This window comes from Bradyrhizobium sp. (assembly GCF_017881085.1).
Taxonomy (GTDB): Bacteria; Pseudomonadota; Alphaproteobacteria; order Rhizobiales; family Xanthobacteraceae; genus Bradyrhizobium.
The window spans coordinates 1-15,080 of record NZ_JADGRI010000109.1 but is presented as its reverse complement, the minus strand read 5'-3'; the positions used below and the strand labels follow the sequence as shown (position 1 = coordinate 15,080).

The 15,080-nt window shown below is 63.5% G+C and carries 10 protein-coding genes and 1 pseudogene; 4 read left to right on the top strand and 7 right to left on the bottom strand.

What is annotated here, in order from left to right:
- Positions 1–1,280 (bottom strand): carbamoyltransferase N-terminal domain-containing protein (locus QZ213_RS12710; RefSeq protein WP_291686421.1); only part of this gene is annotated, 1,280 nt, incomplete at its 3' end.
- Positions 1,281–1,555: 275 nt separating this feature from the next.
- Here QZ213_RS12710 and QZ213_RS12705 point away from each other — a divergent pair.
- Positions 1,556–2,782: pseudogene (locus tag QZ213_RS12705) on the top strand (ABC transporter substrate-binding protein).
- Positions 2,783–2,792: 10 nt separating this feature from the next.
- Here the strand turns inward: QZ213_RS12705 and QZ213_RS12700 are convergent.
- Together QZ213_RS12700 and QZ213_RS12695 are read right to left on the bottom strand one after the other, a co-directional pair.
- Positions 2,793–4,154, bottom strand: a complete 1,362-nt coding sequence (locus QZ213_RS12700; RefSeq protein WP_291686420.1) for a peptidoglycan DD-metalloendopeptidase family protein — start codon at positions 4,152–4,154, stop codon at positions 2,793–2,795.
- Positions 4,155–4,255: 101 nt separating this feature from the next.
- Positions 4,256–5,083, bottom strand: a complete 828-nt coding sequence (locus tag QZ213_RS12695; protein WP_291686419.1) for a redoxin domain-containing protein — start codon at positions 5,081–5,083, stop codon at positions 4,256–4,258.
- A 204-nt stretch (positions 5,084–5,287) separates the two neighbouring features.
- Here QZ213_RS12695 and QZ213_RS12690 point away from each other — a divergent pair, with 204 nt between their 5' ends.
- Positions 5,288–9,001, top strand: a complete 3,714-nt coding sequence (locus tag QZ213_RS12690) for a DUF3971 domain-containing protein (protein WP_291686418.1) — start codon at positions 5,288–5,290, stop codon at positions 8,999–9,001.
- 15 nt (positions 9,002–9,016) lie between these two features.
- Here QZ213_RS12690 and QZ213_RS12685 read toward each other — a convergent pair whose 3' ends face one another.
- Positions 9,017–9,517 carry a hypothetical protein gene (locus QZ213_RS12685; protein WP_291686417.1) on the bottom strand — a complete coding sequence of 167 codons (501 nt, stop codon included), beginning with the start codon at positions 9,515–9,517 and terminating at the stop codon, positions 9,017–9,019.
- Between the two features lie 179 nt (positions 9,518–9,696).
- Here QZ213_RS12685 and QZ213_RS12680 point away from each other — a divergent pair, with 179 nt between their 5' ends.
- Positions 9,697–9,882, top strand: a complete 186-nt coding sequence (locus QZ213_RS12680) for a hypothetical protein (protein ID WP_291686416.1) — start codon at positions 9,697–9,699, stop codon at positions 9,880–9,882.
- A gap of 115 nt (positions 9,883–9,997) precedes the next feature.
- Here the strand turns inward: QZ213_RS12680 and QZ213_RS12675 are convergent, their stop codons facing one another.
- From QZ213_RS12675 to tyrS, 3 genes are all read right to left on the bottom strand, one after another.
- Positions 9,998–11,692 (bottom strand): methyl-accepting chemotaxis protein, encoded by a 1,695-nt coding sequence (locus tag QZ213_RS12675; RefSeq protein ID WP_291686415.1) that lies wholly within the window; start codon positions 11,690–11,692, stop codon positions 9,998–10,000.
- A 163-nt stretch (positions 11,693–11,855) separates the two neighbouring features.
- The gene (locus QZ213_RS12670; protein WP_291686414.1) at positions 11,856–13,103 is read right to left on the bottom strand and encodes an MFS transporter; all 1,248 of its coding nucleotides are present in this window, start codon (positions 13,101–13,103) and stop codon (positions 11,856–11,858) included.
- Between the two features lie 112 nt (positions 13,104–13,215).
- Positions 13,216–14,469, bottom strand: coding sequence for a tyrosine--tRNA ligase (tyrS, locus tag QZ213_RS12665; protein ID WP_291686413.1), 1,254 nt, complete (start codon positions 14,467–14,469; stop codon positions 13,216–13,218).
- Between the two features lie 168 nt (positions 14,470–14,637).
- On the opposite strand from tyrS, the gene QZ213_RS12660 reads away from it, so the two are divergent.
- Positions 14,638–15,080: anhydro-N-acetylmuramic acid kinase (locus tag QZ213_RS12660; protein WP_291686422.1), on the top strand; the 443-nt coding region annotated here is incomplete at its 3' end.

The window sequence follows — 15,080 nt, the reverse complement described above, 5'->3', positions numbered from 1 at the left end:
GCGAACAGCCACGCGGCGCCGATGGGCACGCCGGGGTCGCCGGGCGTCGGCGGCACCCACAGATGCAGGCGGGCCTTGCGCTGTTGCGCGTTCGAAAACCACGCCTCGTCGAAATGTTCGAGCAGTCGCATATTGCCGACCGCGTTCAACGCCACGCCGCCCGTGAGCACCAGCCGGCTTGAGCCGGTCGTCCGCAAGAGATGATCCACGACATGGATCATCGCATCTTCGAACACCAGTTGCGTCGCCGCCGCCTTGTCGAGACGATCTTTTGTGTCGGGCCGGTGGTGGATATCCTCGACGCGCAGCACCGCGTCGGGATTCCAGAGCTGGCCGGGTTTGAGCGGCTCACCCAGGATCTCGATCAGCGCGGCCTTGTAGGGATGATCGAAGGGGTCGCAGTACCAGTTGGCCAATGCGCGGTTGATCCGGACCTCGCCGCCGCCGCCGAAATCCAGAACGTTTTTCAGTCGCGCGTAATAGGGATTGCTGGCGCGGTCCATGTCGCCCCATGCGGCGGCGCCCATGTAGCGGCCCTCGCTGGACAGCCAGGTCCAGCCGCCCTGCGTCGATGAGATCACGCTGTAGAAGGCGCCGAGCGAGTCGAACATGCTGTCGTTGCAATATAGCTGGCGCATGACCCGATTCTCGACGGCATAGAGCGAGATCGACCCTCTGTCGCCGGTGCCGTCGAGCACCGCGACGGCTGTCGCTTCGTCATTATCGGCGAATGGGGAGGCGGCATACGAAAACCAGGCATGGTTGTCGTGATGCGGCATGCAGATCAGCGGCACCCGCTCGGCGAGGCCAAGCTGCCGGCCAAGAATTTTCGGCGTGCGGGTCATCTGGTCGAGCCTGCGGCCGTCAAAACCCGCGGCTTCCGTGGTGCGCAACAGCTTCAGACTTTGCGGCACTTCCTCCAGCACCGAGCGGGCAATCGTGCCGGCCAGATCAGGGTAATCCCAGCTCGTCAGCCAGGCGTCGATGTCGCCGATGTCCCGGCCCACGCCGCGCAGCGTCGCCACCATCGCATCGATCGAGGCTCGCGGATATTCCGTCGTATGCTTGTTGCCGGAGAAGCGTTCTTCCTCATTGTTGACGATCAGGCGCGGCCCATTGGCCTTGGTCACCTCGATCAGCGCAACGCCTGAATTATGGGTGCCAGGAGGCGCCAGCCCCGCGAGATAAACCGTTTCCCCGCGATTGAGTTTGTCGCGGACGAGTGCGATCCGCGCTTTCGCAAACTCCGACCCCAGCCGATGAAAGCCCGCGAGCCCCATCAAGCGCGTCGCGAGCCATCGCGCCGCGCGAAATCCGGCTTCGCCAAGTCTCGGGTGTCGCGCGCCAATTCGTCGGTTCGGTGCCAAGCCTTGCGCCTTCTAAGTGACTGGACCTTCCAAGTGACAGCGCCTTGTACGTGACGGGTGCTGCCATGCATCAATCATAATTGGCTGCAGGCAACAATGCCGTTTCGCGTCGCGGCATAAGCCGGTGCTTGCAAGCCCGGCCGCGACTTGCGAAACTTGCAGAAAATAAGACGGCAAGGGAGGAAATGATGCCAGCTCGCATGCGAGGCCTGATGGCGATGGCGGCGGTTGCCACCGCCACCATAATGACCACGACCGCCGCGAGCGCGGAAAAGAAATACGATCCGGGCGCCAGCGATACCGAGATCAAAATCGGCAATATCATGCCCTATAGCGGTCCGGCTTCCTCCTACGGCGTGATCGGCAAGACTGAAGCGGCGTACTTCGACAAGGTCAACGCCGAAGGCGGCATCAACGGCCGCAAGATCAAATTCATCACCTATGACGACGCCTATAGTCCGCCCAAGGCGATCGAACAGGCACGCAAGCTGGTGGAAGGCGACGAGGTGTTGCTGATCTTCCAGCCGCTGGGAACGCCGTCCAACTCGGCGATTCAGAAATACATGAACGCCAAGAAGGTGCCGCAGCTTTTCGTCGCTACCGGCGCGACCAAATGGGGTGATCCGAAGAATTTTCCGTGGACCATGGGCTGGCAGCCCAACTACCAGAGCGAGGGGCGCATCTACGCCAAGTACGTCCTCGACCACTTTCCGAGCGGCAAGATCGCCGTGTTCTGGCAGAACGACGACGCCGGCCGGGATCAGGTCAAAGGGCTGCGGGAAGGGCTCGGCGACAAGGCCAACATGATCGTCGCCGACAAATCCTATGAGGTCAGCGACCCCTCAATCGATTCGCAGATTGTCGCGCTGCACGATTCCGGCGCGGATATTTTCTTCTCATGAGCCGCGCCGAAGGGATCGGCGCAGGCGATCCGCAAGGTCGGCGAACTCGGCTGGAAACCGAAATTCTTCCTCGCGAACGTCTCGACATCGGTGGCCGGCGTGCTGAAGCCGGCTAGTCTCGAATTCGCCAAGGGCATCATCTCGACGGCCTATCTGAAGGATCCCACCGATCCGGCCTGCAAGGACGATCCGGGCGTGCAGACATGGCGAGCCTTCATGGACAAATATTATCCTGATGGCGACAAGACCAACAGCAACAATGTCTACGGTTATGCGGTCGCGCAGACCATGGTTCAGGTGATCAAACAGTGCGGCGACGATCTGACGCGCGAAAACGTCATGAAGCAGGCCGCCAGCATCAAGAACTTTTCCAGCGACGTGATGCTGCCGGGCATCAAGGTCAATACCGGCCCGGACGACTTCTTCCCGATCGAGCAGATGCAGCTGATGCGGTTCGACGGCGAGGCATGGCGGCTGTTCGGCGACGTCATCACCGGCGAGGTGGGACACTAGCGCGTTTGCTTCAGCCCGCGGCCAGCCGCACGCCGGCGCGCAGGAATTTCTGCGGGTCGACCGCTTCGCCGTCGATCCTTGTTTCGTAGTGCAGATGCGGTCCGGTCGACCGTCCGGTTGAGCCGACTTCGCCGATCACCTGTCCGATCTTGATCTGGTCGCCGACCTTGACGCCGATCTCGGACAAATGGCCGTAGCGGGTCGACAGGCCGTTGCCGTGGTCGATTTCCACCATGCGGCCGTAGCCGCCGGCCCATCCGGCCGACGCCACTTTTCCGTTCGCCGTGGCCCGCACCGGATCGCCCGAGGCAGCGCGAAAATCGAGACCGGTGTGCATGGCCGGGCGGCCGAGGAAGGGATCGCTGCGGACCCCGAATCCGCTGGTGAATTCGACTTCTCCGATCACCGGCTTGCGATAGGGCACCAGCGCTAGCGTCCGGTTGAGACGCTCGACCTGGGCTCGGGTGACGTTGATCCGGTAGAGCTGGCGCTCGAACGCGCCGGCGTTCGGCGGAAGTTTTACAGGAACGAAGGGGCCACCCATCGGCGCGCGCGGCGTCGCGGCTTCCAGTTGCGCCATGTCGAGGCCGAGATCGCTGAAGACGCCGCGCATCCGGCGCATTCGCGAATCCATGCCGTCTTCGACCGCGTTGAGCGCTGCGATCTGTCGGCTCTCGATCTTATCGAGCGAACTCTGCAGGCGAACCAGAACGTTATCCACGCCCTGGACCTTGGCAAACTGGTTCGGCTGGACCGCGGGGGCAATGGGCGCACGCGATTCCAGCCGTGCTTCGCGATCCGGCGGCGCCACGAAGATCACAGTATCGCTGATCGGCGACGGTTTCGGCGTGCCCGAAGGTGCCGAATCGCCGGCTGCGGCGCCTCGCGCCGGTGGCCTGATCGAACCGGTGACTCCGACATCGGGGATGGCGCCGAGCGCCGTAGCCCGCGATTCGAGCGCGGTCTGGCGGCGCATGATCTGGTCGAGCTTCTGGTCGAACTGTTCCTGGTCGAGCAGCTGGCGGCTGGTGGTGCGATCGACCTTGGCGCGCAATTCGGCGATGCGGTCCTCGTAGGCGTATTGCATCTCCGCCTGGCGTGCGATCAACCGCGTCAGCACGTCATCGCGAAAGGCAAAATAGGTCGCGGTCGCCGCCGACCACATCCCGAGCACGGTCACGGTGCCGACCACGATCCAGAACACGACCGGTCCAAACCGGACCTGTTTGCCGGCGTGGACCAGGGTGTAGCCGTCCCGCGCAGGCCCGGCCGCGGCGGCCGGGCTCGCCGCGGGCCGGCGAGCGGATGCCCTTCCATGGTCATGGGAATGGTGGTGAGGGTACTCGGAATAATGACCGGAACGGTACGACATCGGCACTCCCGCGCCGGTCGGAGATCGGTTCCGTACGGCCTCATTTGCGGGGGTGATTTGACCTTCTCATGGTTAATTTTTAGCGAATGGAACCCTTCAAATTATAGCGCGCGCGCCGCCGCGAGCACTTCGTCCGCGTGCCCGTCAACCCTGACATTGCGCCAGACTTTGACGATCCTGCCATCCGCGCCGACCAGAACCGTGGTGCGAAGAATGCCCAGGAAAGTCCTGCCGTACATGGATTTTTCGCCCCAGACCCCGTACGCATCCAGCATCTGATGTTGTTCATCCGACGCAAGAGGCGTGACGAGCTCGTGCTTGTCCCGGAACGCCTCCTGCGCCTTCGGCGGGTCGGCGGAAACGCCGAGCAAGGCGGTCCCGCTTTCGGCAAAGGCCCCCCACAGACGGGTGAAGTCGATGGCCTCCTTGGTGCAGCCCGGAGTGTCCGCGCGGGGGTAGAAAAACAGCACGAGGTTCTTGCCGGCATAGTCGGACAGTGAGACCGTGCCGCCGCCGTCGCGCGGCAGATGGAAAGCGGGCGCCTTGGTTCCCTCGGTCAGGCCGGTCTTGCCGGCGGCCGGCGTGTCGGTCGGTCGTGTCGGCGGCTTGCTCGCGGCCGGATTGGCGGCCTCGGCCTTGACCGCTGCCGTCTTCGATCGCGCGGGAGCCTTCGGGCCTGTGGACTTTAACGCTTTTGAGGGGGCCTTCTGCGATGCTTTCCGGGTAGCGTTGGCGGTTTTCTTTGTAGCCCTCTCTGTTGCGTGCTTGGCCGATTCGCTCGCCTCGGCCGGGGTCCTGGTTCGCCGCTTCTTCGCCGATTTCACCAGTTGAGTGGGGGCCGGTTTGCGGGAAACCGTCTTTCGAGAGGCCGGCTTTGGGGATTTCTTGGGGGATTTCTTTGGGAATTTCTTGCGCGTTTTCTTGGACATACGCCTTCCTTTCGTCGCTTTCGGCGGATCAATCATGAGCTATCGCGGGTCTTGTCCCGGAAGGTCGGAATCAAGCCGGTCGCTGGGCAAGTCTGATGGCCTCGGAGTATGGTTACAAGGAACTCGACGCACCACCCGTCCGCTCGTTGACCGTACTGCTTGGGCGGGATGACGGGTAACAGTACTAATCGAGGATTGGCAGCGATGTCGGCACAGGAGCGCCCGCTACGTATCGACGGGCGCGGCCTTGGCGGCGATCAATCTCACAACCAGCGCCAGCACCGAGAGGCAATGGCAAGGAATACGTCGCCCCAGGGGTTAAGTCCGCGTGCTGACGTCCAGCCTCCGCAATGGGATGATGCCGATTGGGATCAGGACCATGACGAGGCGGCCGGTCATCGCGCGCGCCGGCTGCTGTCGCGATCGAACTCCGGCTTGCACCGGCTCGGTGACCGCCTCGCAGCGCTGCGCCTTTGGCTGGTGAGCGAACGCTGGGTGAAGCGCCTCGCTATCGTGATCGCCGCCTTGGTGGTGATCTTTGCAGGTTCCTTCGGCGCGCTATGGTGGCGGCTCGGCGCCGGCCCGATCAATCTTGATATGGCCACGCCCTGGCTGGCGGCGGCGATCGAGGAAAATATCGGCCACGGCAACACGGTCGAGGTGGGCGGCACGCAAATCGAGCGGGCGGGGCGAATCCGTATCGCCGTGCGCATCCGCGACATCATTGTCAGGGATCGCGACCATGCGATCGTGGCCAGCGCGCCGAAAGCCGAGGTGAAGCTGTCGGGCGCCGCGCTGTTGATGGGACGGCTTCGCGCCGAAAGCCTCAATCTGGTGGATGCGGAGCTCGCGGTGCGCATCACGCCGGATGGCTATGTGACCGTTTCCGCAGGCGACAACGCCAAGCCGCTCGCCACCGGCGTTGCCTCGAAAAAACAGGCTGGCATCGCGCCCACCTTTCCACGTCAAATCCCCGGGACGCCGCCGACCGGAGCCGCTGCTCCGTCTTCACCCGCTGCCCAATCCGCTCCCGGCGCGAGCATTCCGGACAGTGCGCAAAGCGGACTGCTGGCCGGCCTCGATTGGCTCGACAGCCTGAGCCTGACCGGGCTTGACGGACAGAACCTCAACGAGATCGGTCTGAAGAATGGAAGCCTGGTCATCGACGATCAGCAGCGCGGCAATAAATGGAATTTCGAAAACATCTCCTTGAGCCTTCGCAGGCCGAGCGCCGGCGGCGTAGCGCTGAGCCTCGGCGAAGAGGGCAGCCGTGCCTGGTCGCTTCGCGTTGCGGTGGGACGTCCCGAGAACGGCGTGCGATCGGTCGACATTCGCGCCGACAAGGTCTCGACCAGCAATATCCTGCTGGCGCTGCGGTTGAAGGACCTGACCTACAGCGCGGATTTGCCGCTCACCGGCGAGTTGAAGGGTGAACTGGGGCGGGACGGCCTGCCGACCTATTTCAGCGGCAAACTCACCGCGGGCGCGGGCAGCATCATCGACAGCGACACGCCCAATTATCCGATGGCGATCGATTCGGCGGAAATCAGCGTCGATTGGGACGCCGGACGGCGGGTTCTGGTGGCGCCGTTCAAGATCATTTCCGGCGCTAACCGGATCACGTTACTGGCTCATCTGGAGCCACCCAATGACAGCGTTTCCGACTGGCAGCTCGGCTTTTCCGGCGGCACCATCGTGCTCGCCGAAATCGACTCCGACCAGCCCCCTCTGATTTTCAACCGCATCGCCATCGGCATGCGCTTCGACACCGACAGGCGGCGGGTGCTGCTGACCCAGGCCGACATCAGCAACGGCGAGATCGGCATCGCCGGAACCGGCAGCATCGATTATTCGGCAGAGCCGCGCCTGACGCTCGGTTTCGCGGGCACGCCGATGACGGCGTCCGCGCTGAAGCGGATGTGGCCGATCCTGATCGTCCCGGAGGTGCGCCAATGGGTCATCGAGCGCATCGAACGCGGCTCGCTTCAGCGCATCGAGATCGGCGTCAACTCGCCGGTCCGCAACCTCTCGCGGCGGGGCCCGCCGATCCCCGATGACGGCCTCGCCGTCAACATCGTCGCGAGCGGCGTCACCGTGCACCCCGTGGACGAAATGCCGTCGGTGCACGACGCGGATCTGAAGGCGCACGTTACCGGCCGCACGGCGACCGTGACGATCGGGCAGGCGGTGTCCGATACGCCGGCAGGGCGCAAGCTCAACATCTCGGACTTCGTGTTCGAGGTCCCGGACATGGCGCCGAAGCCTTCGCCAGCCAAGATCCGGTTCCGGATCGACGGTCCGGTGCCGGCGGCGGCTGAAATTCTCGCCTCCGACCGTCTCAGCGACCTCTCCGGGACCCTGATCGATCCCAATTCGAGCAAGGGGACGATTTCGGCTTTCGTCACGCTCGGCCTGCCGGTCAAGGGCGAACTGACGAAGGCCGACACCACCTATGCCGTGTCAGCGGATCTCAACGGATTTGCCGCCGACAAGCTGGTGATGAATCAAAAGCTCGAAGCCAACGCGCTCAAGATTGTTGCCAACAACGCAGGCTATCAGGTCAAGGGCGACGTCAAGATCAACGGACAGCCGGCCTCGCTGGACTACCGCAAGCCAGCCGAGGGCGATGCGGATATCAAGCTGCAGGCGACGCTCGATGACGCCAGCCGGGCCAAGCTGGGACTCGATCTTGGGTCCGCCGTCAGCGGCGCGCTGCCGGTCAAGCTGAGCGGCAAGATCGGCTCCGACGGCCGCCTCGGCGTTGAAGCCGACCTGACCGCCCTCAAGCTCGACAATATTCTGCCGGGCTGGGTCAAATTGCCGGGCAAGACGAGCCGCGCCGTTTTCAACGTGGTGCAGAAGCCGCAATCGACCCGTTTCGAGGATATCGTCATCGACGGCGGCGGGGTATCGATCAAGGGATCGCTCGAGGTCGACCAGAACGGCGACCTCGTCAACGCGAACTTCCCGACCTACTCGCCATCCGACGGCGACAAGACCGCGCTGAAAGCCGAACGGGGCTCCGACGGAGTGGTGAAGGTGACGATGCGCGGCGACGTGTTCGACGGGCGTGGTTTTCTCAAGTCGGCCATTTCGGGCAAGGAAAGCGACAGCAAGAGCAAGGCCAAGAGCATCGATTTCGATGTCGACCTCAAGTTGGGAGCGGTTGCCGGCTATTTTGGCGAGGCGCTGCGCAGCGTCGACTGCAAGCTCTCAAGGCGCAACGGCTTGATCAAAAGCTTCGCGCTCTCCGGCAAGCTTGGACGCGATGCCCCCCTGACGGCGGATTTGCGCGGCGGCCCGCAGGGCCACGACGTGATCTATCTCGAGACCAACGACGCCGGCGCATTCTTCCGCCTCACCGATACCTATTCCAGGGCGGTTGGCGGCCAGCTTCAATTGGCCATGGACCCTCCGACGGTCGAGCCCAGCACGAAAGAGGGCCTGATCAGCGTCCGCGATTTCTCGGTCAAGGGGGAGGCGTCGCTCGACCGCATCGCCGCCGGTGGACAGGCCGGACTGCAGAACGGCGTCGCCTTTTCGCGGCTGCGCGCGGAATTCACCCGGCAAAACGGCCAGCTCACAATCCGGGATGGCGTCGTCAAAGGACCGATGATCGGCGGGACCATCGGAGGCAGCATCGATTATCCCGGCAACCAGGTGCGCATGAGCGGCACCTTCGTTCCGATGTACGGCCTGAACAACATGTTCGGCCAGATTCCGATCGTCGGGCTGTTTCTGGGCGGCGGCAGCAACGAGGGGCTGATCGGGGTCACCTACGAGATCGTCGGGACGCCCGGCCAGCCGGTGCTGAACGTCAATCCGATTTCGGCAATGGCGCCCGGCGTGCTCAGGAAGATCTTTGAGTTCGGCACCGGCAAGCCCCCGATCGAATTCCCAACCAACAACAACAACTGATCTGCGGCCGGCGGGCTATTTCCAACGCTTTGGCGGATCGACGACAACGCCTTCGCAAACGATTTGTCCTGCGATCAGCTTGAATTCGAGCCGGTCGTATTCGCGTCGCGTCTCGCCGGGCTTCACCGGCAGCAAGTCCGCGCACCCTTGAATGTTCAGCGCCGCATGTCCGGCACCGCCGACATCCGGACTCCACATCTTGATCCCGGTCTCCGCCCAGCGGCGCCGAATGAGTCTTTCTCTATCTGTCAGGTCGGAATCAGACGCAATCGTGGGTTCGCCCGATATCTCCGAGTGAGCCAACGGCGTGTCGGCGCTTCCAGCGCCGGGCATATCACCAGCGGCGGGAATTTCGCCAAGAAACGGGCTGGCGCGCGGTTCTTCGCGGTTTTTGTTGCTGCGCAGCAATCCCGCAAATCGGGCGAAAACGAACTGCACCGCCGCATTATTGCGCAGCATCGTCGCAAGTTTCGCAACAAGCGGGAACGGTCTTGAGAAGTATTCAGCGTGCGACATTGGATGAGGACTCAGGACGCAACAAGGCAGCCATGGTTAAACATCGCGCTGATTCGGTCCACTCCCGTGCAGCCGTTCTTCTTTCTTGCATTCGCCTTGCATTTGCGCCGTGCTGTGAGAAAATGCCCGCTGCATCGACCGCGCCAAGACGGTCGAGCGAGATCGGGGAAGGATCAGGGATGTTCACGGCGATGGCATGTGCCACTGTGGCAATGGTTGTTTTGATTGAGCGTCGACGCCAGGGTTTCAGCAACAATCCGGTTGGCGCGATCCCCACGTCCGGCGAGGGTTCGCGGTTTGGCTCTTACCTGCCTTTTGTGATCCTGATTGCGCTCGGCGTTGTTGTGGATCGGATACCCTGGTAACGCACAGGGGTGACGCTCGGCTTTGCGTGAAGACCCTGCGAGCATCGGGATTCGACAACGGTGAATCCGGACGCTGCGGTCGTCATTTGTCTGCAGCGTAATTTCCGGACAGGAGCTAGGCGGCGCGTACGCCGGCCAGGAAGACGTTGACCTCGCCTGACAGTTGTTCGGCCTGCTTGGAGAGATTGGAGGCCGCGGTGAGAACGAGGCTGGCGGCGCCGCCGGTCTCATTGGCCGCGGCGCTGACCCCGCCAATATTCGTCGTCACATCCTGCGTCGCCTTCGCCGTCTGCGTGACGTTGCGCGCGATCTCTGCGGTCGCCGCGCCCTGTTCCTCGATCGCCGAGCCGATCGCGGTTGCGATTACGCTGACTTCCTCGATCGTGGCGGTGATGCCCTGGATCGCCTCGACGGCTTCCTTGGTGGCGCTCTGGATCTGGCTGATGCGGGTGCCGATTTCCTTGGTGGCGTCCGCGGTCTGGCTTGCCAGATCCTTGACCTCGGCTGCGACCACGGCGAAGCCCCGTCCGGCCTCGCCCGCGCGCGCGGCTTCGATGGTGGCATTGAGCGCGAGCAGGTTGGTCTGTCCCGCGATACTCGAAATCAGCTCTGCCACGTCCTCGATCTGTTTGGCACCGTCGGCGAGCGCCCGCACGATGGTGTCGGTGCGGCGCGCATTGTCGACGGCACGGGTGGTGATCTCGGCGGATTGCGCGACCTGGCGGCTGATCTCGGAGATCGACGAGGACAATTCTTCCGCGGCTGCGGCGACCGTCTGCACGCGGTCGCTGGCTTCCGTTGCCGCCGTGCTGACGATCGTGGCCTGCTGGTTGGTGCGCTCCGCCGTGCCGGTCATGGATTGCGCGGTCGATTCCAGTTCGGTCGATCCCGACGCCATCAGTCCGACCAGCCGGCCCACGGAAGCGTCAAACCGGTTGGCCAGCGCGATCAGGGCTTCGCGCTTCTCGCTTTCGGCCTGCTGCTTGCTGGCGACCTGCTCCGCTTCGAGCGCCCGCGCCGTCCGCGCCGTCTGCCGCAGCATCTCCAGCGTTTCCGCCATGCGTCCGATCTCGTCGCCGCGCCCGGTCTCCTCGACTACCTGGTCCAGGGATCCGCCGGCAATGCTTTCCATCCGGTTCTTTTGCCGGTCGAGCGCTCCCAGGATGTCCCGGGCGATCAACCATGACAGCAGCGCCATCAGCGCCAGGACGACAGCGCCGATCGTGCCGAGGCGGATCAGCAATGCATTCACGTCGGCATCGAGATCATCGACATAGAGCCCATAGCTCATGATGACGTTCCATGGCGCAAAGTGGCGTACAAACACCACTTTCGGGATCGGGACGGTCTGGCCGGGGCGGGGGTACAGATAAGAGGTGGTTCCGCCCTCCGGGCTGCTTCGCGCGGCTTTGACCTGCGCGTCGGCGATCACGACGCCGTTGGAGTCGACCGCGCCGGTGATTTTGCCCTCGAGTTGGGGATTGGCTCCATTCAGCAAGAGGGAGGTGTCTGCGTTGTAGACGACGGGGTAGGCTTGGCCGTTGCCGAAGATCATCTTGCGGGCGCGCGCGCGAAATTGAGCCTGCGCCTCGGGGAGCGTCATCTTTCCGGCCGTGACCTCGTCCTGTTCCGACTGTGCCAGGCCGAACAGAAGATCGACCGCGGTGTGGAGCTGTGCGAGCCGGTCCTCGCGCATGCGGTTCTGGCTCAGGGAAGCCGCGAGCGCGACGATCGCACAAACCGCCAGCGCCGCCAGGACCACCATGCTCGCCAGCTTGGTACGGATCTTCAATCGGCTAAGCACGTTCATTTAGTGGCCCCCGCAGACTTGTTTGCAGAGGGAATATCAGGAACCTTTTTATCAATGGTGAAGATGAATCAGGCAGCCCTGCGCGAGCGGCAACTCAGCGTTGCATCTGTCGGCTGATCTGGCGCCGAATGCGGCACTTTGCGCCTGATGGCGGAGAGCGAATCTAGCGCCGCAGCGCCGGCACCACCAGGAACGGAATCATCCCCAGGAGCACGCTGACCAGCGCAAACGCGAGCAGCGGATTATAGCTGTGGGTCCAGTCGTGGATCAGGCCGCCGCCCCAGGATCCGAATGCCGATCCCAGCCCGCTGCCGAACGAGATGGCGCCGTAGATGGTGCCGACGCGTTTGCCGCGAAAGATCTTCATGGCGGTTGCGCTCAGGAGCGGTCCGCGCGAGCCGATCATGCTGCCGAAACAAACGACAAAGCCAGACAGCAGCCAGAAGTTCGGATACCACTGCAGAAGCCACAGCATCACGATGCCGGCAATCGAGATAGCATAGCTGAACAGCACCGATGGCCTGCGGCCGATGATGCCGTCGAGCCAGGACACGCCGAGCATCCCGAACAGCAGCACGATGCCGGAAAAACCCCAGGCGGTCGCCGCCTGCAAAGGCGGGAACCCGGCGTCGATCAGATAGGCCACGACCTGCGGCGAGATCGCATACATGCCGATGGCGGTGAAGAAGAAGGTCGAGAACAGCGCCCAGAACGCGTGGTGGCGCATCGCGCTCACCAGCGTCCAGCCTTCGTCGACCAATTCGGCGGCGGCGCTCTTGGCCAGATGCGGCGAGCCGGTGGAGAACAACCGCCACGGCAACAGCAACAATGGCACCATGAGGAGCAGCGAGGCGATGCCGAAAATCTGATAGGCGTCGCGCCAGCCGATATGGTCGATCAGGATCTGCGACGCCGGCAGCAGGATCAGGACGCCCGCACCGGTGGCGGAATAGACCACGGCCATTGCGGTCGGCAATCGCGGGCCGAACCAGCGGCCGAGCAGGATCGAATTCGGCACATTGCCGATGAAGGCGATGCCGGTGCCGACGCAAAGCCCGAGGCTGAGCTGGAACTGCCAGAGATATTGCGAATGGGCCGCGACCAGGAATGCGCCGCCAAGCAGCAACAGTCCGAGCGAATAGACGGCCCGAGGCCCCGAGCGGTCGAACAGCCGGCCGATCAGCGGCGCGGCGAGGCCGCCGGCCAGGGCGGTCAGCGAATAGACCGAGACGACCTCTGCGCGGTCCCAGCCGAAACTCTCCGAGATCGGCTTCAGGAATACGGTAAAACTCTCGCCGAGCCCGCGGCCGAACACCGACAGGGTGAAACACAGCGCCAGCACGTTGAGCGCCACGCGCGCCGGCTTTGCCAGCTTCGCTAAGGTTTCCTCCCGTGGCGTGTTCTTATCCATGCCTTGCTCGTTTGAGCGCGGTCGGACGCAAAACCGGATTCCAACTTTTGCTGACCGCGCTCCCAAGGAGCGCATTTCCGCGTCCTGGAGCAAGGGTCAAAAGCGAATGCGCCTATGCAGGCTTGAGCAGGATGTGGCGCTTCTTGCCGAGCGACAGCTTGATCACGCCTTCGGGCGTCAGATCGGCTGGCGTGAGAAGCATCTTCTCGTCGGTCACGGCAACGTCGTTGACGCGCAGGCCGCCGCCCCTGATCTGCCGCCGTGCCTCGCCGTTCGAAGCGACAAGGCCGGCTCTGACGAACCCCGCCAGCACGCCGATGCCGGCATCGAGTTCGGCGCGCGGAATTTCAACCGAGGGGAGATTTTCAGCGACGGTGCCTTCCTCGAAGGTCTGGCGGGCGGTTTCCGCCGCCGTGCGCGCCGCATCGACGCCGTGCAGCAGCGTAGTTGCGGAGTCCGCGAGCGCCTTTTTGGCCTCGTTGATCTCGGCGCCCTGCAGCGTCGCCAGCCGTGCGATCTCGTCGAGCGGCAGCGTCGTGAACAGTTTCAGGAAGCGCGCCACGTCGGCGTCGTCGGTATTGCGCCAGAATTGCCAGTATTCGTAGGGGCTTTTCATGTCGGCGTTGAGCCAGACCGCGCCGCTCGCGGTCTTGCCCATCTTCTCGCCCGACGACGTCGTGATCAGCGGTGTCGTCAGCGCGTGCAGCTGCGGCGCGCCCATGCGGCGGCCGAGGTCGATGCCGTTGACGATGTTGCCCCACTGGTCGGAGCCGCCCATCTGCAAGCGGCAGTCGTAGCGCTGGTTGAGCACTACGAAATCGTAGGCCTGCAGGATCATGTAGTTGAACTCGATGAAACTCATCTCCTGGTCGCGCTCGAGCCTGAGCTTGACCGAGTCCATCGCCAGCATGCGATTGACCGAGAAATGCCGGCCGATATCGCGCAGCATTTCGATCCAGTTGAGCTTGGTCAGCCATTCGGCGTTGTCGGGCATCACGGCGTCGGACTTGCCGTCGCCGAACTTCAGGAACTGCGAGAACACCTGCTTGATGCCGTCCTTGTTGCGCTCGATGTCCTCGATCGACAGGATCTTGCGGGTCTCGTCCTTGCCGGAGGGATCGCCGACGCGGGTGGTGCCGCCGCCCATTAGCGCGATCGGCTTGTTGCCGGTCTGCTGCAGCCAATAGAGGCACATGATCTGCACCATCGAGCCGACGTGCAGCGAAGGTGCGGTGCAGTCGAAGCCGATATAGGCCGTCAGCTCACGCCGCGCCGCCAGCGCGTCCAGCGAATCGGGGTCCGAAATCTGATGGATGAAGCCGCGTTCCTGCAGCACCTTGAGAAAGTCTGATTTAAATGCAGTCATCTGTGTGCGACTCTGATCATGCTAATTTTACGTTATTTTCAGGGATTTGCGGAACCCTGAAGGGACGGGCTGCCGCCGGCCGGGGCGTTGTGGCATTATAAGATGTGCTTGTTTGACACAAGCAGGGCGTCAGGGCAGCAGGAAGCTTGCGAAGGCACCATGGCGACAATGTTGACGGCAATCGGTCTGATGAGCGGCACCTCGCTCGACGGGGTCGACGTCGCCTTGATCGAGACCGACGGCAGGCGGGTCAACGCGTTCGGCCCCTCCGGCTACCGGCCTTATACCGATAAAGAACGCAGCCTGCTGCGCCAGGCCCTGACGGAGGCCGTCGACCTGGGCCAGCGCGACGCGCGGCCGGGCATCCTCCGCGAGGCCGAGCGCGCCGTCACCGTCGCGCATGCGGAAGCCGTTGCCGCCTTTACCGCGCAGAACCGGATCTCGTCGGGGGATATCGATATCGTCGGTTTTCACGGCCAGACTGTGCTGCACCGCCCCGCGCAGAAAATGACCGTGCAGATCGGCGACGCCGCCGCGCTCGCCAAGGCCATCCATATCCCGGTCATGCACGATTTCCGCGCCGCCGACGTCGCCGCCGGCGGGCAGGGCGC